The organism is Streptomyces sp. NBC_01689, from assembly GCF_036250675.1.
Lineage (GTDB): Bacteria > Actinomycetota > Actinomycetes > Streptomycetales > Streptomycetaceae > Streptomyces.
Window position 1 is genome coordinate 7,186,521 of sequence record NZ_CP109592.1, and the last position, 25,261, is coordinate 7,211,781.

23 protein-coding genes are annotated in these 25,261 nt (G+C 70.5%); 14 read left to right on the top strand and 9 right to left on the bottom strand.

Annotated features, from left to right (window positions below; all coding sequences use genetic code 11):
- The first annotated feature begins 46 nt into the window (after positions 1-46).
- The 7 genes from gap (at position 47) to pgi (ending at position 7,625) form a co-directional block, all read left to right on the top strand.
- On the top strand, positions 47-1,057 hold the full coding sequence (gap, locus tag OG776_RS30690) for a type I glyceraldehyde-3-phosphate dehydrogenase (RefSeq protein ID WP_148013434.1): 1,011 nt from the start codon (positions 47-49) through the stop codon (positions 1,055-1,057).
- A 129-nt stretch (positions 1,058-1,186) separates the two neighbouring features.
- Entirely contained in the window at positions 1,187-2,398 is a 1,212-nt protein-coding gene (locus OG776_RS30695; RefSeq protein WP_148013433.1) for a phosphoglycerate kinase, read from the top strand.
- A gap of 6 nt (positions 2,399-2,404) precedes the next feature.
- Positions 2,405-3,181, top strand: a complete 777-nt coding sequence (gene tpiA, locus OG776_RS30700) for a triose-phosphate isomerase (protein ID WP_148013432.1) — start codon at positions 2,405-2,407, stop codon at positions 3,179-3,181.
- Positions 3,182-3,278: 97 nt separating this feature from the next.
- The gene (gene secG / locus OG776_RS30705) at positions 3,279-3,515 is read left to right on the top strand and encodes a preprotein translocase subunit SecG (protein WP_094052663.1); all 237 of its coding nucleotides are present in this window, start codon (positions 3,279-3,281) and stop codon (positions 3,513-3,515) included.
- A 235-nt stretch (positions 3,516-3,750) separates the two neighbouring features.
- Positions 3,751-4,086 carry an RNA polymerase-binding protein RbpA gene (locus OG776_RS30710; protein WP_003957010.1) on the top strand — a complete coding sequence of 112 codons (336 nt, stop codon included), beginning with the start codon at positions 3,751-3,753 and terminating at the stop codon, positions 4,084-4,086.
- Positions 4,087-4,629: 543 nt separating this feature from the next.
- Entirely contained in the window at positions 4,630-5,901 is a 1,272-nt protein-coding gene (locus OG776_RS30715) for an MFS transporter (RefSeq protein WP_187286112.1), read from the top strand.
- A gap of 71 nt (positions 5,902-5,972) precedes the next feature.
- Positions 5,973-7,625 carry a glucose-6-phosphate isomerase gene (gene pgi / locus OG776_RS30720; RefSeq protein ID WP_329322873.1) on the top strand — a complete coding sequence of 551 codons (1,653 nt, stop codon included), beginning with the start codon at positions 5,973-5,975 and terminating at the stop codon, positions 7,623-7,625.
- A 72-nt stretch (positions 7,626-7,697) separates the two neighbouring features.
- Here the strand turns inward: pgi and pgl are convergent, their stop codons facing one another.
- Genes pgl through tkt form a run of 5 tightly spaced genes read right to left on the bottom strand, consistent with a single transcriptional unit; the run spans position 7,698 to position 14,300 of the window.
- Entirely contained in the window at positions 7,698-8,480 is a 783-nt protein-coding gene (pgl, locus tag OG776_RS30725) for a 6-phosphogluconolactonase (RefSeq protein ID WP_148013430.1), read from the bottom strand.
- On the bottom strand, positions 8,477-9,535 hold the full coding sequence (opcA, locus tag OG776_RS30730) for a glucose-6-phosphate dehydrogenase assembly protein OpcA (RefSeq protein ID WP_148013429.1): 1,059 nt from the start codon (positions 9,533-9,535) through the stop codon (positions 8,477-8,479). Before opcA ends, pgl begins: the two co-directional genes overlap by 4 nt.
- Positions 9,532-11,055, bottom strand: coding sequence for a glucose-6-phosphate dehydrogenase (gene zwf, locus OG776_RS30735; protein ID WP_148013428.1), 1,524 nt, complete (start codon positions 11,053-11,055; stop codon positions 9,532-9,534). Before zwf ends, opcA begins: the two co-directional genes overlap by 4 nt.
- Positions 11,056-11,059: 4 nt before the next feature.
- The gene (gene tal, locus OG776_RS30740) at positions 11,060-12,178 is read right to left on the bottom strand and encodes a transaldolase (protein ID WP_148013427.1); all 1,119 of its coding nucleotides are present in this window, start codon (positions 12,176-12,178) and stop codon (positions 11,060-11,062) included.
- Between the two features lie 34 nt (positions 12,179-12,212).
- Positions 12,213-14,300, bottom strand: coding sequence for a transketolase (tkt, locus tag OG776_RS30745; protein WP_148013426.1), 2,088 nt, complete (start codon positions 14,298-14,300; stop codon positions 12,213-12,215).
- Positions 14,301-14,679: 379 nt separating this feature from the next.
- Here tkt and OG776_RS30750 point away from each other — a divergent pair, with 379 nt between their 5' ends.
- The 3 genes from OG776_RS30750 to OG776_RS30760 all read left to right on the top strand — a co-directional run bounded on the left by OG776_RS30750 (position 14,680) and on the right by OG776_RS30760 (position 17,465).
- Positions 14,680-15,633, top strand: coding sequence for a heme o synthase (locus tag OG776_RS30750; protein WP_148014081.1), 954 nt, complete (start codon positions 14,680-14,682; stop codon positions 15,631-15,633).
- A gap of 101 nt (positions 15,634-15,734) precedes the next feature.
- Positions 15,735-16,091, top strand: a complete 357-nt coding sequence (locus OG776_RS30755) for a hypothetical protein (protein WP_329322874.1) — start codon at positions 15,735-15,737, stop codon at positions 16,089-16,091.
- Positions 16,092-16,358: 267 nt separating this feature from the next.
- Positions 16,359-17,465, top strand: a complete 1,107-nt coding sequence (locus OG776_RS30760; RefSeq protein ID WP_148013424.1) for an amidohydrolase family protein — start codon at positions 16,359-16,361, stop codon at positions 17,463-17,465.
- A 137-nt stretch (positions 17,466-17,602) separates the two neighbouring features.
- On the opposite strand, the gene OG776_RS30765 is transcribed toward OG776_RS30760, so the two are convergent.
- From OG776_RS30765 to OG776_RS30780, 4 genes are all read right to left on the bottom strand, one after another.
- Positions 17,603-18,610, bottom strand: a complete 1,008-nt coding sequence (locus OG776_RS30765) for a COX15/CtaA family protein (RefSeq protein ID WP_148013423.1) — start codon at positions 18,608-18,610, stop codon at positions 17,603-17,605.
- 125 nt (positions 18,611-18,735) lie between these two features.
- Positions 18,736-19,506 (bottom strand): ABC transporter permease, encoded by a 771-nt coding sequence (locus OG776_RS30770; RefSeq protein WP_148013422.1) that lies wholly within the window; start codon positions 19,504-19,506, stop codon positions 18,736-18,738.
- Complete coding sequence (locus OG776_RS30775) at positions 19,503-20,426, bottom strand: ABC transporter ATP-binding protein (RefSeq protein ID WP_148013421.1); 924 nt, start codon at positions 20,424-20,426, stop codon at positions 19,503-19,505. The genes OG776_RS30770 and OG776_RS30775 overlap by 4 nt, the downstream gene beginning before the upstream one ends.
- Positions 20,427-20,437: 11 nt before the next feature.
- Positions 20,438-21,289 (bottom strand): aminoglycoside N(3)-acetyltransferase, encoded by an 852-nt coding sequence (locus OG776_RS30780; RefSeq protein WP_329322875.1) that lies wholly within the window; start codon positions 21,287-21,289, stop codon positions 20,438-20,440.
- A 161-nt stretch (positions 21,290-21,450) separates the two neighbouring features.
- Between OG776_RS30780 and OG776_RS30785 the strand changes: the two genes are divergently transcribed.
- The 4 genes from OG776_RS30785 to OG776_RS30800 all read left to right on the top strand — a co-directional run bounded on the left by OG776_RS30785 (position 21,451) and on the right by OG776_RS30800 (position 25,259).
- Positions 21,451-22,203, top strand: coding sequence for a helix-turn-helix transcriptional regulator (locus tag OG776_RS30785; RefSeq protein ID WP_329322876.1), 753 nt, complete (start codon positions 21,451-21,453; stop codon positions 22,201-22,203).
- The gene (sufB, locus tag OG776_RS30790; RefSeq protein ID WP_148013419.1) at positions 22,200-23,624 is read left to right on the top strand and encodes a Fe-S cluster assembly protein SufB; all 1,425 of its coding nucleotides are present in this window, start codon (positions 22,200-22,202) and stop codon (positions 23,622-23,624) included. Before OG776_RS30785 ends, sufB begins: the two co-directional genes overlap by 4 nt.
- Positions 23,625-23,712: 88 nt before the next feature.
- On the top strand, positions 23,713-24,930 hold the full coding sequence (sufD, locus tag OG776_RS30795; RefSeq protein ID WP_148013418.1) for a Fe-S cluster assembly protein SufD: 1,218 nt from the start codon (positions 23,713-23,715) through the stop codon (positions 24,928-24,930).
- Positions 24,930-25,259: a bifunctional 3-phenylpropionate/cinnamic acid dioxygenase ferredoxin subunit gene (locus OG776_RS30800; protein WP_148013417.1), complete on the top strand. Its 330-nt coding sequence runs from the start codon at positions 24,930-24,932 to the stop codon at positions 25,257-25,259. Before sufD ends, OG776_RS30800 begins: the two co-directional genes overlap by 1 nt.
- The last annotated feature ends 2 nt before the right edge of the window (positions 25,260-25,261 follow it).

The window sequence follows — 25,261 nt, forward strand, 5'->3', positions numbered from 1 at the left end:
CAACTCGCCGGCACGTGAGCCGGCGTACCAACGAGGAGATCGGTTCGTGACGATCCGCGTAGGCATCAACGGCTTTGGCCGCATCGGTCGTAACTACTTCCGCGCGCTGCTGGAGCAGGGTGCTGACATCGAGATCGTGGCTGTCAACGACCTGGGTGACACCGCGACCACCGCTCACCTGCTCAAGTACGACACCATCCTGGGCCGCCTCAAGGCCGAGGTGTCGCACACCGCCGACACGATCACCGTCGACGGCCACACCATCAAGGTGCTCTCCGAGCGCAACCCCGCCGACATCCCGTGGGGCGAGCTCGGCGTCGACATCGTCATCGAGTCCACGGGCATCTTCACCAAGAAGGCCGACGCCGAGAAGCACATCGCCGGCGGCGCCAAGAAGGTCCTGATCTCGGCTCCGGCCAAGGACGAGGACATCACCATCGTGATGGGCGTCAACCAGGACAAGTACGACCCGGCGCAGCACAACATCATCTCCAACGCCTCCTGCACCACCAACTGTGTGGCGCCGATGGCCAAGGTGCTCGACGAGAACTTCGGCATCGTCAAGGGCCTGATGACGACGGTCCACGCGTACACGAACGACCAGCGCATCCTGGACTTCCCGCACTCGGACCTGCGCCGCGCCCGCGCCGCCGCCGAGAACATCATCCCGACCACGACCGGCGCCGCCAAGGCCACCGCCCTGGTCCTCCCGCAGCTCAAGGGCAAGCTCGACGGCATCGCGATGCGCGTCCCGGTCCCGACCGGCTCGGCCACCGACCTGGTCGTGACGCTGCAGCGCGAGGTCACCAAGGACGAGGTCAACGCCGCGTTCAAGAAGGCGTCCGACGACGGCGACCTCAAGGGCTACCTGGCCTACACCGAGGACCCGATCGTCTCCTCGGACATCGTCGGCGACCCGGCCTCCTGCACCTTCGACTCCTCCCTGACCATGGTCCAGGAGGGCAACTCGGTGAAGATCCTCGGCTGGTACGACAACGAGTGGGGCTACTCCAACCGTCTCGTCGACCTCACGGTCTTCGTCGGCGGCCAGCTCTAAGTCCCGGAGCCAGGCACCTCGATGTGAGCACAGGGCTCGGGCAGCGCAAGGCCGCGCTGTCCGGGCCCTGTCTCGTGTACGGATCGATCAGCCCTCCCGGATCTCAAGAGCCCTCCTAGGAGTCCCTTCATGAAGACGATCGACGAACTCATCGCCGAAGGCGTGGACGGCAAGCGGGTCTTCGTCCGCGCCGACCTGAACGTGCCGCTGGCCGACGGCCTCATCACCGACGACGGCCGCATCCGCGCCGTCCTGCCCACCGTCAAGGCGCTGGCCGAGGCGGGCGCCAAGGTGATCGTCGCCTCCCACCTGGGCCGGCCCAAGGGCGCCCCGGACCCCGCCTTCTCCCTGCTGCAGCCCGCCGAGCGCCTCGGTGAACTCCTCGGCGCCCCCGTCGCGTTCGCCCAGGACACCGTGGGCCCCGCCGCCCACGACGCCGTGAACGGCCTGGAGCCCGGCCAGGTCGCGGTCATCGAGAACCTGCGCTTCAACGCGGGCGAGACGTCCAAGGACGACACCGAGCGCGGCGAGTTCGCCGACCGGCTCGCGGCCCTGGCCGATGTCTACGTGGGCGACGGTTTCGGTGCCGTGCACCGCAAGCACGCCTCCGTGTACGACCTCCCGGCCCGCCTGCCGCACTACGCCGGCTACCTCATCGCCACCGAGGTCGGCGTCCTGAAGCAGCTCACCGAGGACGTCGAGCGCCCCTACGTCGTCGCCCTCGGCGGCTCCAAGGTCTCCGACAAGCTCGCCGTCATCGACGAACTGCTCGGCAAGGCCGACCGGCTGCTCATCGGCGGCGGCATGGCCTTCACCTTCCTCAAGGCGAAGGGCTACGAGATCGGCGCCTCCCTGGTCCAGGACGACCAGCTGCCCGCCGTCACCGAGTACGTCGAGCGCGCCGAGAAGAACGGTGTCGAACTGGTCGTACCGGTCGACGTCGTGACCGCGGCGCAGTTCCCGGACCTGAAGACCAAGGCCCCGTCCCACCCCAGCACCGTCGCCGCGGACGCCATCCCGGCGGACCGGATGGGCCTCGACATCGGTCCCGAGACCGGTGCCCTGTACGCCTCGAAGCTCGCCGACGCGGCCACCGTCTTCTGGAACGGTCCGATGGGCGTCTTCGAGCACCCCGACTACGCCGAGGGCACCAAGGCGGTCGCCCAGGCCCTCGTCGACTCCCCGGCCTTCACGGTGGTCGGCGGTGGCGACTCCGCCGCGGCCGTCCGCACCCTGGGCTTCGACGAGAAGGCATTCGGCCACATCTCGACCGGTGGCGGCGCCTCCCTCGAATACCTCGAGGGCAAGACGCTCCCCGGCCTCGCCGCACTGGAGGACTGACCTTTTATGAGCACGCGCACGCCGCTGATGGCGGGCAACTGGAAGATGAACCTCAACCACCTCGAGGCCATCGCGCACGTCCAGAAGCTCGCCTTCGCCCTGGCCGACAAGGACTACGAGGCCTGTGAGGTCGCCGTCCTGCCGCCCTTCACCGACCTGCGTTCCGTGCAGACCCTGGTCGACGGCGACAAACTCAAGATCAAGTACGGTGCCCAGGACCTCTCGGCGCACGACTCCGGCGCCTTCACCGGCGAGATCTCCGGCCCCATGCTGGCCAAGCTGAAGTGCACGTACGTGGCGGTCGGTCACTCCGAGCGACGCCAGTACCACGCGGAGAGCGACGAGATCGTCAACGCCAAGGTCAAGTCCGCGTTCAAGCACGGTCTGACCCCGATCCTCTGCGTCGGCGAGGAGCTGGAGGTCCGCGAGGCGGGCAACCATGTCTCCCACACGCTCGCGCAGGTCGACGGCGGTCTCAAGGACGTCCCGGCCGAGCAGGCCGAGACGATCGTGATCGCCTACGAGCCGGTCTGGGCCATCGGAACCGGCAAGGTCTGCGGCGCCGACGACGCCCAGGAGGTCTGCGCGGCGATCCGCGGCCGGCTGGCCGAGCTGTACACCCAGGAGCTGGCCGACAAGGTCCGCATCCAGTACGGCGGCTCGGTGAAGTCCGGCAATGTCGCCGAGATCATGGCGAAGCCCGACATCGACGGCGCACTGGTCGGTGGCGCGTCCCTGGACGCCGACGAGTTCGTCAAGATCGTCCGCTTCCGCGACCAGTGAGTATGCGGTAGCGGCGATCCGTCGTACCCTTGCGGGGGTCTGGTGAGTGTCACCGGGCCCCCGTCGTCCATCCAGTTCCGAGGAAGTTGGTCCAGCCGTGGTTTTGGGGTTCTCGATCGCCCTGATCGTCTTCAGCCTGCTGCTGATGCTGCTGGTGCTGATGCACAAGGGGAAGGGCGGCGGCCTCTCCGACATGTTCGGTGGCGGCATGCAGTCGTCCGTCGGTGGCTCCTCGGTCGCCGAGCGCAACCTCGACCGCATCACCGTGGTGATCGGTCTGCTCTGGTTCGCGTGCATCGTCGTGCTCGGCATCCTGATGAAGGTCAACAACTGATCATCGGCTGACGTCGGTACGGCCGCACCATCGCACAGTACGCAAGCACGATCCATACGTAAGGCCCCATGTCCGGTACGCGCCCGCGAGCGCGGCCTATCATGGGGCTTGCGTCTAGGGGAGGGCGGTAACTCCCATCACTGGACGCGCGTTGGGCCTTACGTAGACTGAGGCGCTCGCAGCGAAGCGTCACGCCGACTCGCTTCGCGGCACCATCACGCAGGGAGTTACGACCGTGGCAAGTGGCAACGCGATCCGAGGAAGCCGGGTCGGGGCGGGGCCGATGGGCGAGGCCGAGCGTGGCGAGTCCGCGCCCCGGCTGCGCATCTCCTTCTGGTGCTCCAACGGGCACGAGACGCAGCCCAGCTTCGCCAGCGACGCGCAGGTCCCCGACACCTGGGACTGCCCGCGCTGCGGCTTCCCCGCCGGACAGGACCGGGACAACCCGCCGGACCCGCCGCGCACCGAGCCCTACAAGACGCACCTGGCGTACGTACGGGAGCGGCGCAGCGACGCGGACGGCGAGGCGATCCTCGCCGAGGCGCTCGCCAAACTGCGGGGCGAGATCTAGGAGTTGTGAACCGGCCGGACACCGAGGGGTGTCTGGCCGGAGCTGTTTCGCACGACGCCCGCCTGCGGAATCGACGTGCCCGCGAACACCCGCCCTGTCCGACCGCTCGGGCGTGTCGTGTCGGTGTACAGCCGCGTCTCCGGGCGCCCGGGACTCGGGGCCGGGTCTCCGGCCCCTGCGGCGGGCGCGCCGGACCGTGCCGCGGACGCGAGTGGGCCCGCGTCAACCATGTGTGTCCGTGATGTCGCTTCCCGTGAGCGTGTCGCGTCCCGTGGGACTGACGGGACGCGAGCGGTCCCGTACGGCCGACCGGGGGGGGGCAGCCGATCTCGTACGGGTGACGGACCGCGATCGTCCTCACCCGCTGGGGGCGGTCTGCCGGCCAGGTCGCGGAGCGTGACCGCGGCGCCCGTCCGCGCACCTCCCATCCCCACCCCCCACGCCCTCCACCTGTACCTCTGCCCCCGCCCCCGTCCTCGCCCGGGACCGATTGTCAGTGGTGGCCCCTACCGTGGGGGAAATGGCGGCGGTGGAGGGGGCGTTGTGACGGCGGTCGAGGCGGCGGGCGTGCGGGTGCCCGCGTGGCGCGGGGGATTCGGGCGGCTGTGGAGCGCGGCCGTGGTGTCGCGCTTCGGGGACGCGCTGCGCACCGCCGCGCTGCCGCTGATCGCCGTGCGTCTCACGGACGACCCGCTGGTCGTCGCCTCCGTCACGGCCTGCGGCTACCTCCCGTGGCTGCTCTTCGGCCTGCTCGGCGGCGCGGTCGCGGACCGGGTGGACCAGCGCCGGGCGATGTGGGCCGTGGACACCCTGAGGGGCGCGCTCGTCGCCTGTTTCGGCCTCGCCGTCGGGCTCGGCCACGCCTCGATCGGGCTGCTGATCGCGCTCGCGTTCGCCCTGACCGGCCTCCAGACCCTCTTCGACAACGCGTCCACGGCCCTGCTGCCGTCCCTGGTGGACAAGGAAGCCCTGGGCAGCGCCAACGCCCGCTTGATGACCGGTCAGCAGCTCGCCGGCGGCTTCCTGGCCGGCCCGTTCGTGCCGCTGTTGCTCGCCGCCGGGGCCGCCGTGCCGTTCTTCGCGGACGCCGCCACCTATCTGCTGGCCGCCGCGCTCGTGGCGTCCCTGCGGATCGCGGCACCGCGGCGCGAGCCCCGGAAGCCCGGGAGCACCCTGCGGACGGAGGTCGCCGAGGGACTTCGCGCCCTGTGGCACGACCGGGTGCTGCGCGCCGTCTGCACGGCCACGCTGCTCTGCAACATCGGGATGGGTGCCCTCATCGCCACGCTGGTCCTGCACGTGACCGGCTGGCTGCACGCCGGGAACGCGGGATTCGCCGCCGCGATGACGGCCTTCTCGGCCGGAAGCCTGGCCGGCGGAGTGCTGCTGGCCCAGCGTGTCGCACGCCGGTTCGGGCGCGTCCGGGGCCTGCTCCTGGGCGGCGCTGTCCAGACGGCGTCCCTCGTGCTCATCGGCACCGTCCGCCACCTGGGTGCCCTCCTCGTGGGCATGGCCCTGCTCGGGGTGATGAACATGGTGTGGAACGTCAGCCAGGTCACCCTGATGCAGCAGCGCAGTCCCCGGGCGATGGTCGGACGCATCAGCGCGGCGTTCCGTACCGCCTCCACCTCGGGAGCCCCGGTCGGCGCCCTGCTCGGTGGGGCCGTCGCGACGGCGTACGGGCTGAACGGACCCGCACTGTTCGCGGCCGTCCTCTTCGCGCTCGCGGTCGTCTCGCTGATACCCGCGCTCCCGTCGGACGTATCTGTTGTCGAGCCGGACGACGGCGTGACGACAGCTCACGTCACCTCCTGATCAACTAGGTTGGGACCGGCAGCGGGGCGAGTACGCAGCGGCACACGCAGGAGAGAAGGCGGAAGTCAGAGATGAACGCAGACACCCGTACCAGGCTCGACCGGACGCCCGAGTGGACCGCGCTGGGAGAGCACCGCGAGGAGCTCGCGGGCACCCATCTGCGGGACCTGTTCGCGGCGGACCCCGGGCGCGGCTCCGGATACACCCTCCAGGTCGGCGATCTGCACGTCGATTACTCCAAGCACCTCGTCACCGACGAGACCCTCGCCCTGCTCCAGGAACTCGCGGTCGCGACGGACGTGTTCGGGTTGCGGGACGCGATGTTCCGTGGTGAGAAGATCAATTCGACCGAGGGGCGTGCGGTGTTGCACACCGCGTTGCGTGCGGCGCGGGGTGCGGTGGTGGAGGTCGACGGGGAGGATGTGGTCCCCGGGGTGCATGCGGTGCTGGAGCGGATGGCGGGGTTCGCCGAGCGGGTGCGTTCGGGTGAGTGGACGGGTCATACCGGGCGGCGGATCAGGAATGTGGTGAACGTCGGGATCGGCGGGTCCGATCTGGGGCCGGCGATGGCGTACGACGCGTTGCGGGCGTTCACCGACCGTGGTCTGGTGGTGCGGTTCGTGTCGAACGTGGACGGGGCGGATCTGCACGAGGCGGTGCGGGATCTGGATCCGGCGGAGACGCTGTTCATCGTGGCGTCGAAGACGTTCACGACGATCGAGACGATCACGAACGCGACGTCGGCGCGGGCGTGGCTGCTGTCGGGGCTGAAGGCGGGTCCGGAGGCGGTGGCGCGGCATTTCGTGGCGTTGTCGACGAACGCGGGGAAGGTGTCGGACTTCGGGATCGACACGGACAACATGTTCGAGTTCTGGGACTGGGTGGGGGGCCGGTACTCGTTCGATTCGGCGATCGGTCTGTCGTTGATGATCGCGATCGGTCCGGAGCGTTTCGGGGAGATGCTGGAGGGGTTCCGGCTGGTCGACGAGCATTTCCGTTCGGCTCCGGCGGAGGCGAACGCGCCGTTGCTGATGGGGCTGCTGGGGATCTGGTACGGGAACTTCCATGACGCGCAGTCGCACGCGGTGCTGCCGTACTCGCATTATCTGAGCCGGTTCACGGCGTATCTGCAGCAGTTGGACATGGAGTCGAACGGGAAGTCGGTGGACCGGCGGGGTGAGCCGGTGGGCTGGCAGACGGGTCCGGTGGTGTGGGGCACGCCGGGGACGAACGGGCAGCACGCGTACTACCAGTTGATCCATCAGGGCACGAAGCTGATCCCGGCGGACTTCATCGGGTTCGCGAACCCGGTCGGGGAGCTGGAGGAGGGGCTGGCCGCGCAGCACGACCTGCTGATGGCGAACTTCTTCGCGCAGACCCAGGCGCTGGCGTTCGGCAAGACGCCGGAGGAGGTCCGTGCGGAGGGGGTGCCCGAGGAACTCGTCGCGCACAAGACGTTCCGGGGTGACCACCCCACGACCACGATCCTGGCCCGGGAGCTGACGCCCTCGGTCCTGGGCCAGCTCATCGCGCTGTACGAGCACAAGGTGTTCGTCCAGGGCGCGGTCTGGGACATCGACTCCTTCGACCAGTGGGGCGTCGAACTCGGCAAGGTCCTCGCCAAACGCATCGAACCCGCCCTCACCGACGGCACCCCCGTCCCCGGCCTCGACCCCTCCACACAGGCGCTGGTCGCCAAGTACCGGGAGCTGCGCGGCCGTTAGGGTCCGTGTCCGCCGGACGACGGACCGGGGCCGTGAGGGCGTGAGACGCCCCGCGGCCCCGGTCCGTCCGGCTCAGGCCGAAGCCGGCGGATACAGCGAGCGCGGCAGCTGGGAAGCGGCCGCCGCGTCCAGCAGCCACAGCGTCCGCGAGCGCCCGTGGGCGCCCGCCGCCGGGGCCTGTACCTCACCCGCGCCCGACAGGGCGATCGCCGCGGCCTGCGCCTTGTCCTCGCCCGCCGCGAGCAGCCACACCTCACGGGCCGAGCGGATCGCGGGCAGCGTGAGCGAGATCCGGGTCGGCGGGGGCTTCGGCGCGCCGTGCACACCCACCACCGTCCGCTCCGTCTCGCGCACCGCGGGCAGCTCGGGGAAGAGCGACGCCACGTGCGTGTCCGGGCCGACGCCCAGCATCAGGACGTCGAAGCTCGGGACCTGACCGTGGTTCTCCGGACCGGCGTTCTTCGCGAGCTCGGCGGCGTACGCCTCGGCCGCCGCGTCCGCGTCCGCGCCGTACAGGCCGTCGGACGCCGGCATCGGGTGCACCCGCGCCGGGTCCAGCGGCACCGCGTCGAGCAGTGCCGCACGGGCCTGGGTGTCGTTCCGTTCCGGGTCGCCCGCGGGCAGGAACCGCTCGTCACCCCACCACAGGTCGAGACGGCCCCAGTCGACGGCGTCCCGGGCGGGCGCGGCCGCGAGCGCCGCGAGGAGCCCGTTGCCGTTGCGCCCGCCGGTCAGGACCACCGAGGCGTAGCCGCGCGAGGCCTGCGCGTCCACGACCTTGGTGATCAGCCGGGCCGCCGCGGCCTGGGCCATCAGCTCCTTGTCGCGGTGCACGACAAGCTGCGGAGTGATCACTTGGAGGCCGCCTTCTTGGCCGTGGCCGAGGCGCCGGTCCCGGCCGCGGCCTTCTTCGCCGGTGCCTTGGCGGCGGCCTTGACCGCCGTGCCGGCCGGAGCCGCGGTCTGGCCGGAGGACTCGCCCGACGAGGCGTTCAGCCGGTCCACCCCGTACCGCAGCGCCGAGGCGTACGTGTCGTCCGGGTCGAGCCGGCGCAGCTCCTCCGCGATCAGCTCGGACGTGTCGCGGCGCTTGAGCGCCACGGCACGGTCGGGCTGGCCGTCGATGGACAGCGTGGCGAGGGAGCCGTCGGCACGGTCCAGGACGATCGGACCGCAGGTGGTCTGCATCCGGACGGCCGTGAGGCCGGGGCCGGCCGACTGCGACCGCGTGACCGGGACGTTCAGCCGGTCCGCGAGCCACATGGCGAGCAGCTCGCAGCTCGGGTTGAACTCCTCGCCCTCCACCTCGACCGCGCTCACGTCGCAGACGACCTGGTCCAGGGCCGCGGCCAGCATCGAGCGCCACGGGGTGATGCGGGTCCAGGAGAGGTCGGTGTCCCCGGGGGCGTAGGCGTCGGCGCGGGCGTTGAGCTCCCGTACCGGCGCCTCGGCCGCGTAGGTGTCCGTGACCCGGCGCTGGGCCAGCGCGCCCAGCGGGTCCTTCGCCGGGTCGAGCGGCGAGTTCACCGGCCACCAGACGACGACCGGCGCGTCGGGCAGCAGCAGGGGCAGGACGACCGAGTCGGCGTGGTCGACCACCTCGCCGTAGAGACGGAGCACGACGGTCTCGCCGGTGCCCGCCTCCGCGCCGAGCCGCACCTCGGCGTCCAGGCGCGACTTTGTGCGGTCGCGGGGCGAGCGCGAGACACGCCTGATGACCACGAGGGTGCGCGAGGGGTGCTCGCGGGACGCCTCGTTGGCGGCCTTCAGGGCGTCGTAGGCGTTCTCCTCGTCGGTGACGATGACGAGGGTCAGGACCATGCCGACCGCGGGGGTGCCGATGGCCCGGCGGCCCTGCACGAGCGCCTTGTTGATCTTGCTGGCAGTGGAGTCGGTGAGGTCTATCTTCATGGGCGACGCCAGCTCCGTCCGTCTCGTTCGAGCATTTCGTCCGCCTCGACGGGGCCCCAGGTGCCCGAGGGGTACTGCGCGGGCTTGCCGTGCTTGTCCCAGTACCGCTCGATCGGGTCGAGGATCTTCCAGGACAGCTCGACCTCCTCGGTGCGCGGGAAGAGGTTCGAGTCGCCGAGCAGCACATCGAGGATGAGCCGCTCGTACGCCTCCGGGCTGGACTCGGTGAACGACTCGCCGTAGGCGAAGTCCATCGAGACGTCCCGGATCTCCATGGAGGTGCCGGGCACCTTCGAGCCGAAGCGGACCGTGATGCCCTCGTCGGGCTGGACACGGATGACGATCGCGTTCTGGCCCAGCTCCTCCGTCGCCGTGTGGTCGAAGGGGGAGTGCGGAGCGCGCTGGAAGACCACCGCGATCTCGGTGACCCGCCGGCCCAGACGCTTGCCGGTCCGCAGGTAGAAGGGGACGCCCGCCCAGCGGCGGTTGTCGACCTCGACCTTGATGGCCGCGTAGGTGTCGGTCTTCGACTTGGCGTCGATGCCGTCTTCCTGGAGGTAGCCGACGGCCTTCTCGCCGCCCTGCCAGCCGGCCGCGTACTGCCCGCGGACGGTGTCGCGGCCCAGGTCCTTCGGGATCCGGACCGCGCCGAGCACCTTGGTCTTCTCGGCGGCGAGCGCGTCCGCGTCGAACGACGCGGGCTCCTCCATGGCGGTCAGCGCCATCAGCTGGAGCAGGTGGTTCTGGATGACGTCACGGGCCGCGCCGATGCCGTCGTAGTAGCCGGCCCGGCCGCCGATGCCGATGTCCTCGGCCATGGTGATCTGCACATGGTCGACGAAGGACCGGTTCCAGATCGGCTCGAACATCGTGTTGGCGAAGCGGAGCGCCAGGATGTTCTGGACGGTCTCCTTGCCGAGGTAGTGGTCGATCCGGAAGACCTGGTCCGAGGCGAAGACCTCGTGCACGATCGCGTTGAGGTCCTCGGCCGACTTCAGGTCGTGCCCGAAGGGCTTCTCGATGACCGCGCGCCGCCAGGAGCCGTTCGACTGGTCGGCCAGGTGGTGCTTCTTCAGCTGCTTGATGACCACCGGGAACGCGGACGGCGGCACGGAGAGGTAGAAGGCGAAGTTGCCGCCCGTCCCCTGCGCCTTGTCCAGCTCCTCGATCGTGGCGCGCAGCCGCTCGAACGCGTCGTCGTCGTCGAAGGTGCCCTGGACGAAGCGCATCCCCTGGATGAGCTGCTGCCAGACCTCCTCGCGGAACTCCGTACGGGCGTGTTCCTTGACGGCGTCGTGGACCTCCTGGGCGAAGTCCTCGTTCTTCCACTCGCGGCGCGCGAAACCGACGAGCGAGAAGCCCGGCGGCAGCAGTCCGCGATTGGCGAGGTCGTACACGGCGGGCATCAGCTTTTTACGTGACAAATCGCCCGTGACGCCGAAGATGACCAGGCCCGACGGTCCCGCGATGCGCGGGAGCCGTCGGTCTGCGGGGTCACGCAGCGGGTTGCTGCTCGACAAGGTTTCAGCCCTCCGAAGGGGCGAGGCGCTTGAGCTCCGCCTCTGTGGACTTGAGCAGGTCGTTCCAGGACGCCGCGAACTTCTCGACGCCCTCGTCCTCGAGGAGCTGGACCACGTCGTCGTACGAGATCCCGAGCTTCTCGACCGCGTCGAGCTCGGCCCGGGACTGCTCGTACGTACCGGCGATGGTGTTGCCGGTGATCCCGCCGTGGTCCTCGGTGGCCTGCAGGGTGGCCTCCGGCATGGTGTTCACCGTGTTCGGCGCCACCAGGTCGTCGACGTACAGGGTGTCCTTGTACGCCGGGTCCTTCACACCGGTCGACGCCCACAGCGGACGCTGCTTGTTCGCCTGCGCCTTGTCGAGGGCGGCCCAGCGCTCCGAGGAGAAGACCTCCTCGTACGCCTCGTAGGCGAGCCGGGCGTTGGCCAGGGCGGCCTTGCCGCGGGCGGCCTTGGCCTCGGGGGTGCCCAGGGCGTCGAGCCGCTTGTCGATCTCGGTGTCCACCCGGGACACGAAGAAGGACGCCACCGAGTGGATCTTGGAGAGGTCCAGGCCCGCGGCCTTCGCCTTCTCCAGGCCCGCCAGGTAGGCGTCCATGACCTCGCGGTAGCGCTCCAGCGAGAAGATCAGCGTGACGTTGACGCTGATGCCCCTGCCGATGACCTCGGTGATCGCGGGCAGGCCCGCCCTGGTCGCCGGGATCTTGATGAGCGTGTTGGGGCGGTCCACCAGCCAGGCCAGCTGCTTGGCCTCGGCGACCGTCGCGGTGGTGTCGTGGGCCAGGCGCGGGTCGACCTCGATGGAGACCCGGCCGTCCTGGCCCTGCGTCGCGTCGAAGACCGGGCGCAGGATGTCGGCGGCGTCCCGGACGTCCGCCGTCGTGATCATGCGGATGGCCTCTTCGACGGTGACCTTGCGCGCGGCCAGGTCGGCGAGCTGCTGCTCGTAGCCGTCGCCGCTGCTGATCGCCTTCTGGAAGATCGACGGGTTGGTGGTGACGCCCACGACGTGCTGCTGGTCGATCAGTTCGGCGAGGTTGCCGGACGTGATCCGCTTGCGCGACAGGTCGTCCAGCCAGATCGCGACGCCTTCCTCGGAGAGGCGCTTGAGTGCGTCTGTCATGGAAAATGCATCTCCTACGTGTCGTATGTCAGCGTCAGAGCTGGGCTGCGGCGATCGATTCCCGGGCGGCGGCGGCGACGTTCTCGGCAGTGAAGCCGTACTCGCGGAAGAGCACCTTGCCGTCGGCGGAAGCACCGAAGTGCTCCAGCGAAACAATGCGTCCCGCGTCTCCGACGAACCGGTGCCAGGTCAGACCGATACCGGCCTCGACCGAGACCCGCGCCCGCACCGACGGCGGCAGCACGCTGTCCCGGTAGGCCTGGTCCTGCTCGTCGAACCACTCCACACAGGGCATCGAGACGACCCGCGTCGGCACACCGTCGGCCTGGAGCTGCTCGCGCGCCTCCACGGCCACGTGCACCTCGGAACCGGTGGCGATGAGGATGACCTCGGGCTCGCCGCCCTCCGCCTCGAACAGGACGTAGCCGCCCTTCGCGGCGTTCTCGTCCCGGTCGTAGGTCGGCACACCCTGCCGGGTCAGCGCGAGGCCGTGCGGGGCGCCCTCGCCGAACACCTTGGTGTAGCGCTTGAGGATCTCCCGCCAGGCGATCGCCGTCTCGTTGGCGTCCGCGGGACGGACGACGTTGAGGCCGGGGATGGCGCGCAGCGAGGCGATGTGCTCGACCGGCTGGTGGGTCGGACCGTCCTCGCCGAGGCCGATCGAGTCGTGCGTCCAGACGTAGGTGACCGGCAGGTGCATCAGCGCGGACAGCCGCACCGAGTTGCGCATGTAGTCGGAGAACGTCAGGAAGGTGCCGCCGTAGACGCGGGTGTTGCCGTGCAGCGTGATCCCGTTCATCTCCGCGGCCATGGAGTGCTCGCGGATACCGAAGTGGATCGTTCGCCCGTACGGGTTCGCGCCCGGCAGCGGGTTGTCGGCCGGCAGGAACGAGGAGTTCTTGTCGATCGTCGTGTTGTTCGAGCCCGCAAGGTCGGCGGAGCCGCCCCACAGCTCGGGGATGACCGCGCCGAGCGCCTGGAGCACCTTGCCGGACGCGGCACGGGTCGCGACACCCTTGCCGGTCTCGAACGCCGGGAGCTTGTCCTCCCAGCCCTCGGGCAGCTCGCACGCGGCGATGCGGTCGAACTCGGCCGCGCGCGCGGGCTGGGCGGCGCGCCACTCCTGGTAGCCCTTCTCCCACTCGGCCCGCTGCTCACGGCCCCGGTCGAGCGCCTGACGGGTGTGGGCGAGGACCTCGTCGGCCACCGCGAAGGACAGCTCCGGGTCGAAGCCCAGCACCCGCTTGGTCGCCGCGACCTCGTCGTCGCCCAGCGCCGAGCCGTGCGCGGCCTCGGTGTTCTGCGCGTTCGGGGCGGGCCAGGCGATGATCGACCGCATCGCGATGAACGACGGCTTGTCGGTCACCAGCTTGGCGGCCTGGATCGCGTTGTAGATGGCGTGCGGGTCGAGGTCGCCGTCCGGCTTCGGGGCCACCCGCTGCACGTGCCAGCCGTAGGCCTCGTACCGCTTGACGGTGTCCTCGGAGACCGCCGTCTCCGTGTCGCCCTCGATCGAGATGTGGTTGTCGTCCCACAGCAGGATCAGGTTGCCGAGCTCCTGGTGCCCGGCCATGGAGGACGCCTCCGCGGAGATGCCCTCCTGGAGGCAGCCGTCACCGGCGATGCAGTAGATGAAGTGGTCGAACGGGGACTCGCCCTGCGGCGTGTCCGGGTCGAACAGACCGCGCTCGTATCGCGAGGCCATCGCGAAGCCCACCGCGTTGGCGACACCCTGGCCCAGCGGGCCCGTCGTGGTCTCCACGCCGGGGGTGTGTCCGTACTCGGGGTGGCCCGGAGTGCGCGAGCCCCAGGTGCGGAAGGACTCCAGGTCGTCCAGCTCCAGGCCGAACCCGGCCAGGTAGAGCTGCGTGTAGAGGGTCAGGGACGAATGGCCGGCGGACAGTACGAAGCGGTCGCGTCCGGTCCAGTCGGGATCCGCCGGGTCGTGCCGCATCACCTTCTGGAAGAGGGTGTACGCGGCAGGCGCCAGACTCATCGCCGTACCGGGATGGCCGTTGCCGACCTTCTGTACGGCATCGGCGGCCAGGACACGGGCGGTGTCGACGGCCCGCTGGTCCAACTCGGTCCACTCGAGGTCTGTGGTGGTCGGCTTGGTGCTCACCCTGGGTCAGGGCTCCTCTCCACATGTCACGCATGTCGAATGCCGGTGCACTGGGCGCCCACCGGCCGTTGTCGAGCCTACCCCCGTAGGTACCTGCGTTTTTTCGAGTCATTCCAGACTGCCGGGACTCGGCGGAATCCGCCTCCCGACCGGTCAGTTCCGTCTTCGGCAACTGAATACGGAGCCGCTCGTAAGAGTGCTCAATCGAGCCACCCGACGCCCGTTGCGCGAGCGTCGCCGGGGAGGTGGTGCGGGTGGGCTCAACACGACCCCACCCCCGCGAAGGCCGGGGTCTGGGCAACGTCTACAGTGGCGTGGTACGCGCGAGCCTTTACGGGGAGTTCACACCCGGGGGCTTGCTGGGATGTCTCTGTCAGGGGTGTGCGTGACGGCCGTCGAATCCCGTCCAGCGGGGGTGCTCGGGACGAGCAGCAGCCCAAGCCACCGGCCGTTCGGGGCCCGTGTCAAGGCGTTCGTGGCGCTCACCAAGCCACGAATCATCGAACTGCTCCTGATCACCACCGTTCCGGTGATGTTCCTGGCCCAGCAGGGTGTACCGGACCTCGGGCTGGTCCTGCTCACCTGCCTCGGCGGCTATCTGTCCGCGGGCGGCGCCAACGCGCTCAACATGTACATCGACCGTGACATCGACGCCCTGATGGAGCGGACCTCGCAGCGTCCCCTGGTGACCGGCATGGTCAGTCCTCGGGAGTGCCTGGCCTTCGGCATCACGCTGGCGGTCGTCTCGACACTGCTGTTCGGGCTGACCGTCAACTGGCTGTCCGCGTGGCTGTCACTCGGAGCGCTCCTCTTCTACGTCGTCGTCTACACGATGCTCCTCAAGCGGCGTACGTCCCAGAACATCGTCTGGGGCGGCATCGCGGGCTGTCTCCCGGTCCTCATCGGCTGGTCGTCCGTCACGGACTCCCTCTCCTGGGCGCCCGTCATCCTCTTCCTCGTCATGTTCTTCTGGACGCCGCCGCACTACTGGCCGCTGTCCATGAAGGTCAAGGACGACTACGCGCGCGTCGGCGTGCCGATGCTGCCGGTGGTCGCCTCCAACAAGGTGGTCGCCCGCCAGATCGTCATCTACAGCTGGGTGATGGTCGCGGTCTCGCTGCTGCTCACCCCGCTCGGCTACACCGGCTGGTTCTACACGGCGGTCGCGTTGGGCGCCGGCGGGTTCTGGCTGTGGGAGGCGCACGGTCTGCAGAACCGCGCCAAGGCCGAGGTGACCGGCGGGAAGCTCAAGGAGATGCGGCTGTTCCACTGGTCGATCACCTATGTGTCGATCCTCTTCGTGGCCGTCGCGGTGGACCCCTTCCTCCGCTAGGCCGTGTACGCAAAGTCTTTCCGCCGACGGGCGGGGCGCGTGGTCAAGGCCACGCACCCCGCCCGTCGCCGTTCGATCTACCCGTCGGTAGCATCCTGGCCATGGCAGACACCGAGCAGACTGACGAGACCACCGGCACCCCCCGGGACACCGGCGCCGAGCGCAAGGCGGCCCGGCTCGCAAAGCAGATCCGCGCCTTCGCCGGCGCGCACGGCGGGGCCGAGGGCCAGGTGGCGTACATCGGGGAGCGCGGCGCGCGCATCGTGCTCGTCGGCGAGGACGGCGAATGGGGCGATCTGGTGGCGCCGAGCTACGCGATCGCCGAGGAAGCCGTGAAGAACGCGGGCATCACCGTTCACCAGGAGTTCGACGGGGAGTTCGCCGCGAAGGTGCGGACCGGGCCGTACGAGTGGAAGCGGATGGCGGGGATCCAGGTGGGTGGCCCGCGCAACGACTGACCCGTACGGGTGAGGTGTCCCAGGGCGCGGCCTCACCCGATCGGCCGATACCGGGTCCGCGCGTACGGAGCTCCCGGCCGGCGCCGTGAACGGCACCCGCGGGCCGCCGGTCCCGGGCGCCCACGGGGTACGGGGTCCGTGCCGCCGGCGGTCGCCCGCTCGTACGAACGGTGGAGCGACGCGCCGGGAGCGCGGGCGACCAACACCTGACACCCGGCTCACCCGTTAGGACCTGAGAAAGCTCGGTCCAGTCGCGGGGGAGTCCGGATGATCGAAACGCCGTCCCTGGTGGACCAGTACTGCCACGGGGTGCTGAGGACGGAGCTGGGCCTCGGCACCTTCGAGGCCCACCTCGCCAGAACCGAGGGGCCCCCGGCCCCCGGCACCACGCTCTTCGACACCCAGACCGGCTTCGCGGTACGCCGCTGGTGCCCGCCCCTGCTCGACCTGGAGCCGCACTGCCCGCCCGCCCGCTATCTCGCCCGGCGGCGCGAACTCGGCGTCCTGGAAGCGGGCCGCAGGCTGCTGCGCGGCAGCGGCGTCACCACCTTCCTCGTGGACACCGGACTTCCCGGCGACCTGACCGGGCCGGGCGAGATGGCCTCCACCGGGGCCGCCGACGCCCACGAGATCGTCCGTCTGGAACTGCTGGCGGAACAGGTCGCGGACACCTCCGGCACCGTCGAGTCCTTCCTCGCCAATCTCGCCGAGTCGGTCCACGGAGCCGCCGCGAACGCCGTCGCCTTCACCTCGGTGGCGGGCGGACGGCACGGCCTCGCCCTCGCTCCCGAACCCCCCGGGCCAGGCGAGGTACGGGGTGCGGCGGGCCGGTGGCTCGCGGACCGACGGGTCGGCGGGGCGCTCAGCGACCCCGTCCTGCTGCGCCATCTGCTGTGGATCGCGGTCGCCTCGGGACTGCCCCTGCAGCTCCACGCGGGCCTCGGCGAACCGGGGCTGCGGATCGACCGCACCGACCCCGTCCTGCTCACCGACTTCGCGCGCGCCACGGCCGGTCTCGGCACCGACCTGGTGCTGCTGCACGGCTATCCGTACCACCGGCACGCGGCGCACCTCGCCGGGGTCTTCCCGCACGTGTACGCCGACCTGGGCGCCGCGCTGGTGCGCACCGGGGCCCGCGCCGCGGCCGTCCTCTCCGAGATCCTGGAGCTCGCGCCCTTCGGCAAGCTCCTCTTCTCCAGCGGAGCGCACGGCCTGCCCGAACTCCATGTGGTCGGCGCCCGTCTCTTCCGCGAGGCGCTGACCCGGGTGCTCGGCACCTGGGTCGCGGAGGGTGCCTGGTCACCGGCGGACGCGCAGCGGGTGGCCGGGCTGATCGCGGCGGAGAACGCGCGACGGGTGTACGGGGTGCGGTGACACGCCGTGACGACGGGGTGCCGTGACGGGCCGCGGGAGGGCGTCCGGGCCGGGCCGTCGGCGCCGCACGGCTCGCCGGACGCGGGGGCCGAGCGGAGGCGGGCCAGGGTGGGCGCCCGTGGGCGCCCACCGACCGCTCACGCGCGGGTGAGCGCCGACTCCGCGGCCGGTCCCGGCAGGTCGGCCCCGTGGGCGGGCCGCTCGCGCAGGGACAGCAGGACGCGCAGCACGCCGATCCACACCAGGCACGAGCCGAGCATGTGCAGCCCGACCAGCGCCTCGGGAAGGTCCGTGAAGTACTGGACGTAACCGATGACACCCTGCCCGAGCAGGATCACGAAGAGGTCGCGGGTCCGGTCCAGCGGGCCCCTGGGGGCGTCGACCGCCTTGAGGACGAACCACAGCGCGAAGGTCAGCGTGACCACGATCCAGGCCAGCACGGCGTGCAGCTTGGCGACGTTCTCCCAGCTCACGTGCATCCGGTCGACCTCGCTGGAGTCGCCCGCGTGCGGACCCGCGCCCGTCACCACCGTGCCGAGGGCGATCAGCAGCACGGTCGCGGCGACCAGGCACCACACGAGCTGCTGCACCGCCTTGCCGACGAGCGGGCGCGGCGCGGCGGACCCCTCACGGGTGCGCTGCCACATCACCGCGGCGACGGTGATGAGCGCGGTCGAGAGCAGGAAGTGCGCGGCGACCGTGTACGGGTTGAGGCCGACCAGGACGACGATGCCCCCGAGGACCGCGTTGCTCATGACGATCCAGAACTGCGCCCAGCCGAGCCGGGTGAGGTCGCGCCGCCACGGCTTCTCGGAACGCGCGGCGATGATCGCCCAGCCGACCGCGGCGCACAGCACGTAGGTCAGCATGCGGTTGGTGAACTCGATGACCCCGTGGAAGCCCATCGCGCTCGTCGCGGTGAGCGAGTCGTCGGTGCACTTGGGCCAGGTCGGGCAGCCGAGCCCCGAGCCGGTCAGCCGTACCGCGCCGCCCGTGACCACGATGACCACGGACATGACCAGCGCGGCGAGCGCCGCGCGGCGCACCGTCCGCGGGGTCGGGGTCCAGCGTTCGGCGATGAGGGCGAGCGGGTTGCGCACGAGGGCTACGGCGTCGGCTCGGGTCACGTTTGGCACGGCCCCCATCGTAGGCGGCCGCTTGTGCACGCCTTCACGAGGGCCCCGGGCAGTCCCGCGCGTCGCAGCTCACGGGCCTGCCGCGGACCACGCGGGGCCCTCGCCGCGGCCTGGCGCCCGGCCCGCGCGGGCCGTCACTCCCAGCGGAAGAAGCGTGCCGCGGCCGTCAGCGCGACGACCGCCCAGACGGCCAGGATCCCGAGGTCGCCCCACGGCATGCCCGCGCCGTGCTGGAGCACGTCCCGCAGGCCGTCCGAGAGCGCCGAGATCGGCAGCAGACCCAGCACGTCCTGGACGCCGGCGGGGAACTTGTCCATCGGGACGACCACTCCGCCGCCCACCAGCAGCAGCAGGAACACCAGGTTCGCGGCGGCCAGGGTCGCCTCCGCCTTCAGCGTGCCGGCCATCAGCAGGCCGAGCCCGGAGAACGCGGCCGTGCCGAGGACCAGCAGGAGCAGGACGGCGGCCGGGCCGCCGTGCGGCGACCAGCCCAGCGCGAAGGCGATCGCCGTCAGCAGGACGACCTGGAGGATCTCCGTGACCAGCACCGACGCCGTCTTCGCGGTCATCAGGCCCCAACGGGGGAGCGGCGAGGCGGCCAGCCGCTTCAGGACCCCGTAGCGCCGCTCGAAGCCCGTGGCGATGGCCTGGCCGGTGAAGGCCGTCGACATCACCGCGAGCGCCAGGATGCCGGGGGTCAGGAAGTCGACGGCCTTGCCCTTGCCGGTGTCGACGATGTCCACCGAGCCGAACAGGACCAGCAGGAGCGCCGGGATGACGACCGTGAGCAGGAGCTGCTCGCCGTTGCGCAGCAGCATCCTCGTCTCGAGCGCGGCCTGCGCGCCGATCATGCGGGGGAGCGGGGCCGCCCCCGGGCTCGGGGTGTAGGTGCCGGCGGTGGTCATGAACGCAGCTCCCTGCCGGTCAGTTCCAGAAACACGTCTTCGAGGGTGTGCCGTTCGACGGAGATCTTCTCCGGCATCACCCCGTGCTGGGCGCACCAGGAAGTGACGGTGGCCAGCAGCTGCGGATCGACCTTCCCGCCCACCCGGTAGGAGCCGGGGGTCAGCTCGGCCGCCGTGCAGTCCGCCGGGAGGGCCTTGAGCAGGGAGCCCACGTCGAGGCCGGGGCGGCCGCTGAACCGCAGGGTGTTCTCGGCGCCGCCGCGGCACAGCTCCTCCGGGGAGCCCTGGGCGACGACCCTGCCCGCGTCGATGATCGCGACGTCGTCGGCGAGCTGCTCGGCCTCGTCCATGTGGTGCGTGGTGAGGATGACGGAGACCCCGTCGTCCCGCAGGTCGCGGACCAGGTCCCAGGTGGCACGGCGGGCCTGCGGGTCGAGGCCCGCGGTCGGCTCGTCGAGGAAGACCAGTTCGGGGCGGCCGACCACGGCCATCGCGAGCGCGAGCCGCTGCTGCTGGCCGCCGGACAGCCGCCGGTAGGTGGTGCGGCCGCAGCCGTCGAGACCCAGGCGCGTGATGAGCGCGTCGACGTCCAGCGGGCGGGCGTGCAGTTTCGCCACGTGCCGGAGCATCTCGTCGGCCCGCGCGCCGGAGTACACCCCTCCGGACTGGAGCATCACCCCGATACGGGTGTGCAGCTCGCGGGACTGTCTCACCGGGTCGAGGCCCAGGACGCGCACCGTGCCGGAATCCGGCCTCCGGTACCCCTCGCAGGTCTCGACCGTGGTCGTCTTGCCGGCGCCGTTGGGACCGAGGACGGCGGTGACGCCCGCCCCGGCCACCAGGTCGAGGCCGTCCACCGCGGTCTTCGTGCCGTAGCGCTTCACCAGGGCCTGGACCTGGACCACGGGGTCGCTTCGCATGAGGAGCAAGTCTAGGGACGTGTCCGGTGGCGGCGGGCGCCGGGGGCCGCATCGGGGAAGGGCGCACCGGGGCGGTGCAGCGCGAGCCAGCGCTCCGCGTACGCCACCGCGTCCGCGACCGGGAACAGGCGGACGTCGGCGGCGCCCACCCGCCCGCGCACGACGGGGCGGTCCCGCTCGAAGTCGGCACCCAGCTGGTCGAAGCGGTCGGAGTCGATGGCGACCTCCATGACCACCTCCCACCGGGTCGCTCCCCCTTCCGTCCGTACCGGGCGTCCCACCTCGACGAGCGGCGCCGGTATCCGGTACTCGGCGAGGTGGAAGCTGGTGCACGTGTCGTAGCCCGAGCCGAGCAGGAGCACCCGGGCGCCGAGGGCCTCCAGCCGGGCCAGCGGGCTGCGCTCGCCCAGCCGGCAGTCCGGGGCGTGCCCGTCGACGATCTCGGCCGCCCGTGGACCGAGCGCCGCGAAGGAGGTGTGCGGGTGCGCGCTGCGCAGGGCGCCGGGCCAGGTGCGGACCGTCTCCGGGATCACGCCGAGTCCGTGGCTGGGGGTGACGAGGGGGTCGTAGGCGGGCATCGTCGCCCGGATGGCGGGCCACCACTCCTCGGGCACCGGCGGACGGCTCCACAGGGCCGGGTCGGACAGGTCGCCGGACTGTGTGGGGACCACCAGCGTGCCGTCGGGACCCAGCGCGTCGAGCAGGCTCTGGACGACCGCGACGGGTCCGCCGCTGACCCATCCGAGGGACCGGAGCGAGGAGTGCACGAGGAGTGCCTCCCCGGGGCGTACGCCGAGGGCGCGCAGCTCGGCGGCGAGGCTGCCCCGGGTGACGAGAGGGCCGGTGGGAAGGGGTGTCGACATGCCTGGCGAGTTTCCCGGAGACCTCGCCGGGATGCCACCCCTCTGCCCGGCCGAAGATCGTTTCCGCAGGTCAGCTTAGGTATACCTAAGTGATGCAGCGCACCGTCCGCCCCTCGGGACGCGGCTTGTCAGGCCCTGAGGAATTACGCAACAATGGCGTTGTGAAAAACGTTGGCGAGGCTCGGGAGACCCCCACGGGGGCCCCGCAGGAGGAACTCGCGACCGGTGAGCGGTCCACCCGCAACCGGGTCGCGCGGTCCATCCTGGACCACGGCCCGTCGACGGTGGCCGACCTCGCGGGACGGCTGGGGCTGACCCAGGCCGCCGTGCGCCGCCACCTCGACGCGCTCGTCGCCGACGACGTCGTGGAAGCACGTGAGCAGCGGGTCTACGGCGCACGGACGCGCGGCCGGCCCGCCAAGGTGTTCGCCCTGACCGACTGCGGCCGGGACGCCTTCGACCAGTCCTACGACACGCTCGCCGCGGACGCCCTGCGCTGGATCGCGGAGCGTGAGGGCGGGGACGAGGCGGTCGTCGCCTTCGCCCGCGCCCGCATCGCCGCCCAGGCGGAGGCGTACCGCGAGGCCATCGGCTCCGCGCCCCCCGAGGGACGCACCGAAGCGTTGGCCAAGGCCCTGAGCGCGGACGGGTACGCTGCTACGGCGCGTAGCGCACCGGTCGGCGAGCAGCTCTGCCAGCACCACTGCCCGGTCGCGCATGTCGCCGAGCAGTTCCCGCAGCTGTGCGAGGCGGAGACCGAGTTCTTCTCCCAGCTGCTCGGCACGCATGTCCAGCGACTGGCCACCATCGCCCACGGCGACGGTGTGTGCACGACGTTCATCCCCAAGATTTCCAAGTCCGATCAGCGCGATCCCCACGCATCTGCAAGCACCGCCGGGAGGAACCCCGCATGACGCTCCCCATCGAGGAGACTGCCCACCCCGAGCTCGAGGGACTGGGTACGTACGAATACGGCTGGGCCGACTCCGACGTGGCCGGTGCCTCTGCCAAGCGCGGCATCAACGAGGACGTCGTCCGCGACATCTCGGCCAAGAAGAACGAGCCGGAGTGGATGACCAAGCTCCGCCTCAAGGGCCTGCGCCTGTTCGAGAAGAAGCCCATGCCCAACTGGGGCTCGGACCTGTCGGGCATCGACTTCGACAACATCAAGTACTTCGTGCGCTCCACGGAGAAGCAGGCGGAGTCCTGGGAGGACCTGCCCGAGGACATCAAGAACACGTACGACAAGCTCGGCATCCCGGAGGCGGAGAAGCAGCGCCTCGTCGCCGGTGTCGCGGCGCAGTACGAGTCCGAGGTCGTCTACCACCAGATCCGCGAGGACCTGGAGGAGCAGGGCGTCATCTTCCTGGACACCGACACCGCGCTCAAGGAGCACCCGGAGCTCTTCAAGGAGTACTTCGGCACGGTCATCCCGGTCGGCGACAACAAGTTCGCGTCGCTGAACACCGCGGTGTGGTCCGGCGGCTCCTTCATCTACGTGCCGAAGGGCGTGCACGTCGAGATCCCGCTCCAGGCCTACTTCCGCATCAACACGGAGAACATGGGCCAGTTCGAGCGGACGCTGATCATCGTCGACGAGGACGCCTACGTCCACTACGTCGAGGGCTGCACCGCGCCGATCTACAAGTCGGACTCCCTGCACTCCGCGGTCGTCGAGATCATCGTGAAGAAGGGCGCCCGCTGCCGTTACACGACCATCCAGAACTGGTCGAACAACGTCTACAACCTGGTCACCAAGCGCGCCGTGGCGTACGAGGGCGCGACCATGGAGTGGATCGACGGCAACATCGGCTCCAAGGTCACCATGAAGTACCCGGCCGTCTACCTGATGGGCGAGCACGCCAAGGGCGAGACCCTGTCCATCGCCTTCGCGGGCGAGGGCCAGCACCAGGACGCCGGCTCCAAGATGGTCCACATGGCGCCGAACACCTCGTCGAACATCGTCTCCAAGTCGGTGGCGCGCGGCGGTGGCCGGACCTCGTACCGCGGTCTGGTCGAGATCGGCGAGGGCGCCCACGGCTCGAAGTCCAACGTGCTGTGCGACGCGCTGCTCGTCGACACGATCTCCCGCTCGGACACGTACCCCTACGTGGACGTCCGTGAGGACGACGTGTCCATGGGTCACGAGGCGACCGTCTCCAAGGTCTCCGAGGACCAGCTCTTCTACCTGATGAGCCGCGGCATGACCGAGTTCGAGGCCATGGCGATGATCGTGCGCGGCTTCGTCGAGCCGATCGCCAAGGAGCTCCCGATGGAGTACGCCCTCGAACTCAACCGGCTGATCGAGCTGCAGATGGAAGGCGCGGTCGGCTAAGCACCGCCTTCCGAAACAGCTGGTGGCCCGCCTCCCCCGGCGGGCCCAGGATCTCCACCGACGCAGGAAAGAGAGCAGACCGACAGCCATGGCCGAGGCTCAGAACTCCCCCACCCTCAACTCCGTTCGGGCGGGGGGACCCCCACCGCTGGGTTCCACCACCGCCGGGCAGATCGCGGTGGCCGCCGAGTCGACCGTCGCCACCCGCATGAGCGCGCCCCCGTCCTTCGACGTGGCGGACTTCCCCGTCCCCCACGGCCGTGAGGAGGAATGGCGCTTCACCCCGCTGGAGCGCCTGCGGGGCCTGCACGACGGCACCGCGGTCGCCACCGGCGACGGTGTGAAGGTCGACATCGAGGCGCCCGAGGGCGTCCTCGTGGAGACCGTCGGCCGCGACGACGCCCGGCTGGGCACGGCCGGCACCCCGGTCGACCGCGTCGCCGCCCAGGCGTACTCGGCGTTCGAGAAGGCCGGTGTCGTCACCGTCCCCAAGGAGACGGTGCTCACCGAGCCGATCCGCATCGCCGTGCACGGTCAGGGCGGGGTCGCCTACGGCCACCAGGTCGTCGAGCTCGGAGCCTTCGCCGAGGCCGTCGTGGTCATCGACCACACGGGCGACGCGGTGCTCGCCGCCAACGTCGACTTCGTGCTCGGCGACGGGGCCAAGCTCACCGTCGTCTCCGTCCAGGACTGGGACGACAGCGCCGTGCACGTGGGCCAGCACAACGCCCTCATCGGCCGCGACGCCACCTTCAAGTCGTTCGTGGTCACCTTCGGCGGCGACGTCGTACGCCTGCACCCGCGGGTCGCCTACGCGGGCACCGGCGGCGAGGCCGAGCTGTTCGGCCTGTACTTCACGGACGCCGGGCAGCACCAGGAGCACCGCCTCCTGGTGGACCACAACACCCCGCACTGCAAGTCCAACGTCATGTACAAGGGCGCGCTCCAGGGTGACGGCGCCCACGCGGTGTGGATCGGCGACGTCCTGATCGAGGCCAAGGCCGAGGGCACGGACACCTACGAGATGAACCGCAACCTGGTTCTGACCGACGGCGCCCGCGTCGACTCCGTGCCGAACCTGGAGATCGAGACGGGCGAGATCGTCGGCGCCGGTCACGCCTCCGCCACCGGCCGCTTCGACGACGAGCAGCTCTTCTACCTGATGGCCCGCGGTATCCCGGCCGACGAGGCCCGTCGGCTCGTCGTGCGCGGCTTCTTCGCCGAGCTGGTCCAGCAGATCGGCGTCGACGACATCGAGGAACGGCTTCTCGTGAAGATCGACGAGGAGCTGGAGGCGTCCGTCTGATGAGCGCCTCGACGACGTTCGTACGCGCCTGTGGGCTGAGCGAGCTGGAGGAGGACACCCCGAAGCGGGTGGAACTCGACGGCACGCCGGTCTCGGTCGTGAAGACCGAGGGGGAGGTGTTCGCGATCAACGACATCTGCTCGCACGCGAACGTCTCGCTCTCCGAGGGCGAGGTGGAGGACTGTCAGATCGAGTGCTGGCTGCACGGCTCCGCGTTCGACCTCCGCACCGGCAAACCGTCCGGCCTTCCCGCGACGCGCCCCGTCCCCGTTTACCCCGTAAAGATCGAAGGGGACGACGTGCTCGTCTCCCTCTCCCAGGAGTCCTGAGG

Coding starts and splice junctions, on each gene's coding strand:
- pgi (WP_329322873.1), top strand. CDS start 5,973: ATGAACGCAGACACCCGTACCAGGCTCGACCGGACGCCCGAGTGGACC.
- sufD (WP_148013418.1), top strand. CDS start 23,713: ATGGCCGAGGCTCAGAACTCCCCCACCCTCAACTCCGTTCGGGCGGGG.
- OG776_RS30760 (WP_148013424.1), top strand. CDS start 16,359: ATGATCGAAACGCCGTCCCTGGTGGACCAGTACTGCCACGGGGTGCTG.
- OG776_RS30775 (WP_148013421.1), bottom strand. CDS start 20,426: ATGCGAAGCGACCCCGTGGTCCAGGTCCAGGCCCTGGTGAAGCGCTAC.
- OG776_RS30800 (WP_148013417.1), top strand. CDS start 24,930: ATGAGCGCCTCGACGACGTTCGTACGCGCCTGTGGGCTGAGCGAGCTG.
- OG776_RS30765 (WP_148013423.1), bottom strand. CDS start 18,610: ATGGGGGCCGTGCCAAACGTGACCCGAGCCGACGCCGTAGCCCTCGTG.
- opcA (WP_148013429.1), bottom strand. CDS start 9,535: ATGAAGATAGACCTCACCGACTCCACTGCCAGCAAGATCAACAAGGCG.
- tal (WP_148013427.1), bottom strand. CDS start 12,178: ATGACAGACGCACTCAAGCGCCTCTCCGAGGAAGGCGTCGCGATCTGG.
- OG776_RS30770 (WP_148013422.1), bottom strand. CDS start 19,506: ATGACCACCGCCGGCACCTACACCCCGAGCCCGGGGGCGGCCCCGCTC.
- OG776_RS30780 (WP_329322875.1), bottom strand. CDS start 21,289: ATGTCGACACCCCTTCCCACCGGCCCTCTCGTCACCCGGGGCAGCCTC.
- OG776_RS30695 (WP_148013433.1), top strand. CDS start 1,187: ATGAAGACGATCGACGAACTCATCGCCGAAGGCGTGGACGGCAAGCGG.
- OG776_RS30755 (WP_329322874.1), top strand. CDS start 15,735: ATGGCAGACACCGAGCAGACTGACGAGACCACCGGCACCCCCCGGGAC.
- sufB (WP_148013419.1), top strand. CDS start 22,200: ATGACGCTCCCCATCGAGGAGACTGCCCACCCCGAGCTCGAGGGACTG.
- tpiA (WP_148013432.1), top strand. CDS start 2,405: ATGAGCACGCGCACGCCGCTGATGGCGGGCAACTGGAAGATGAACCTC.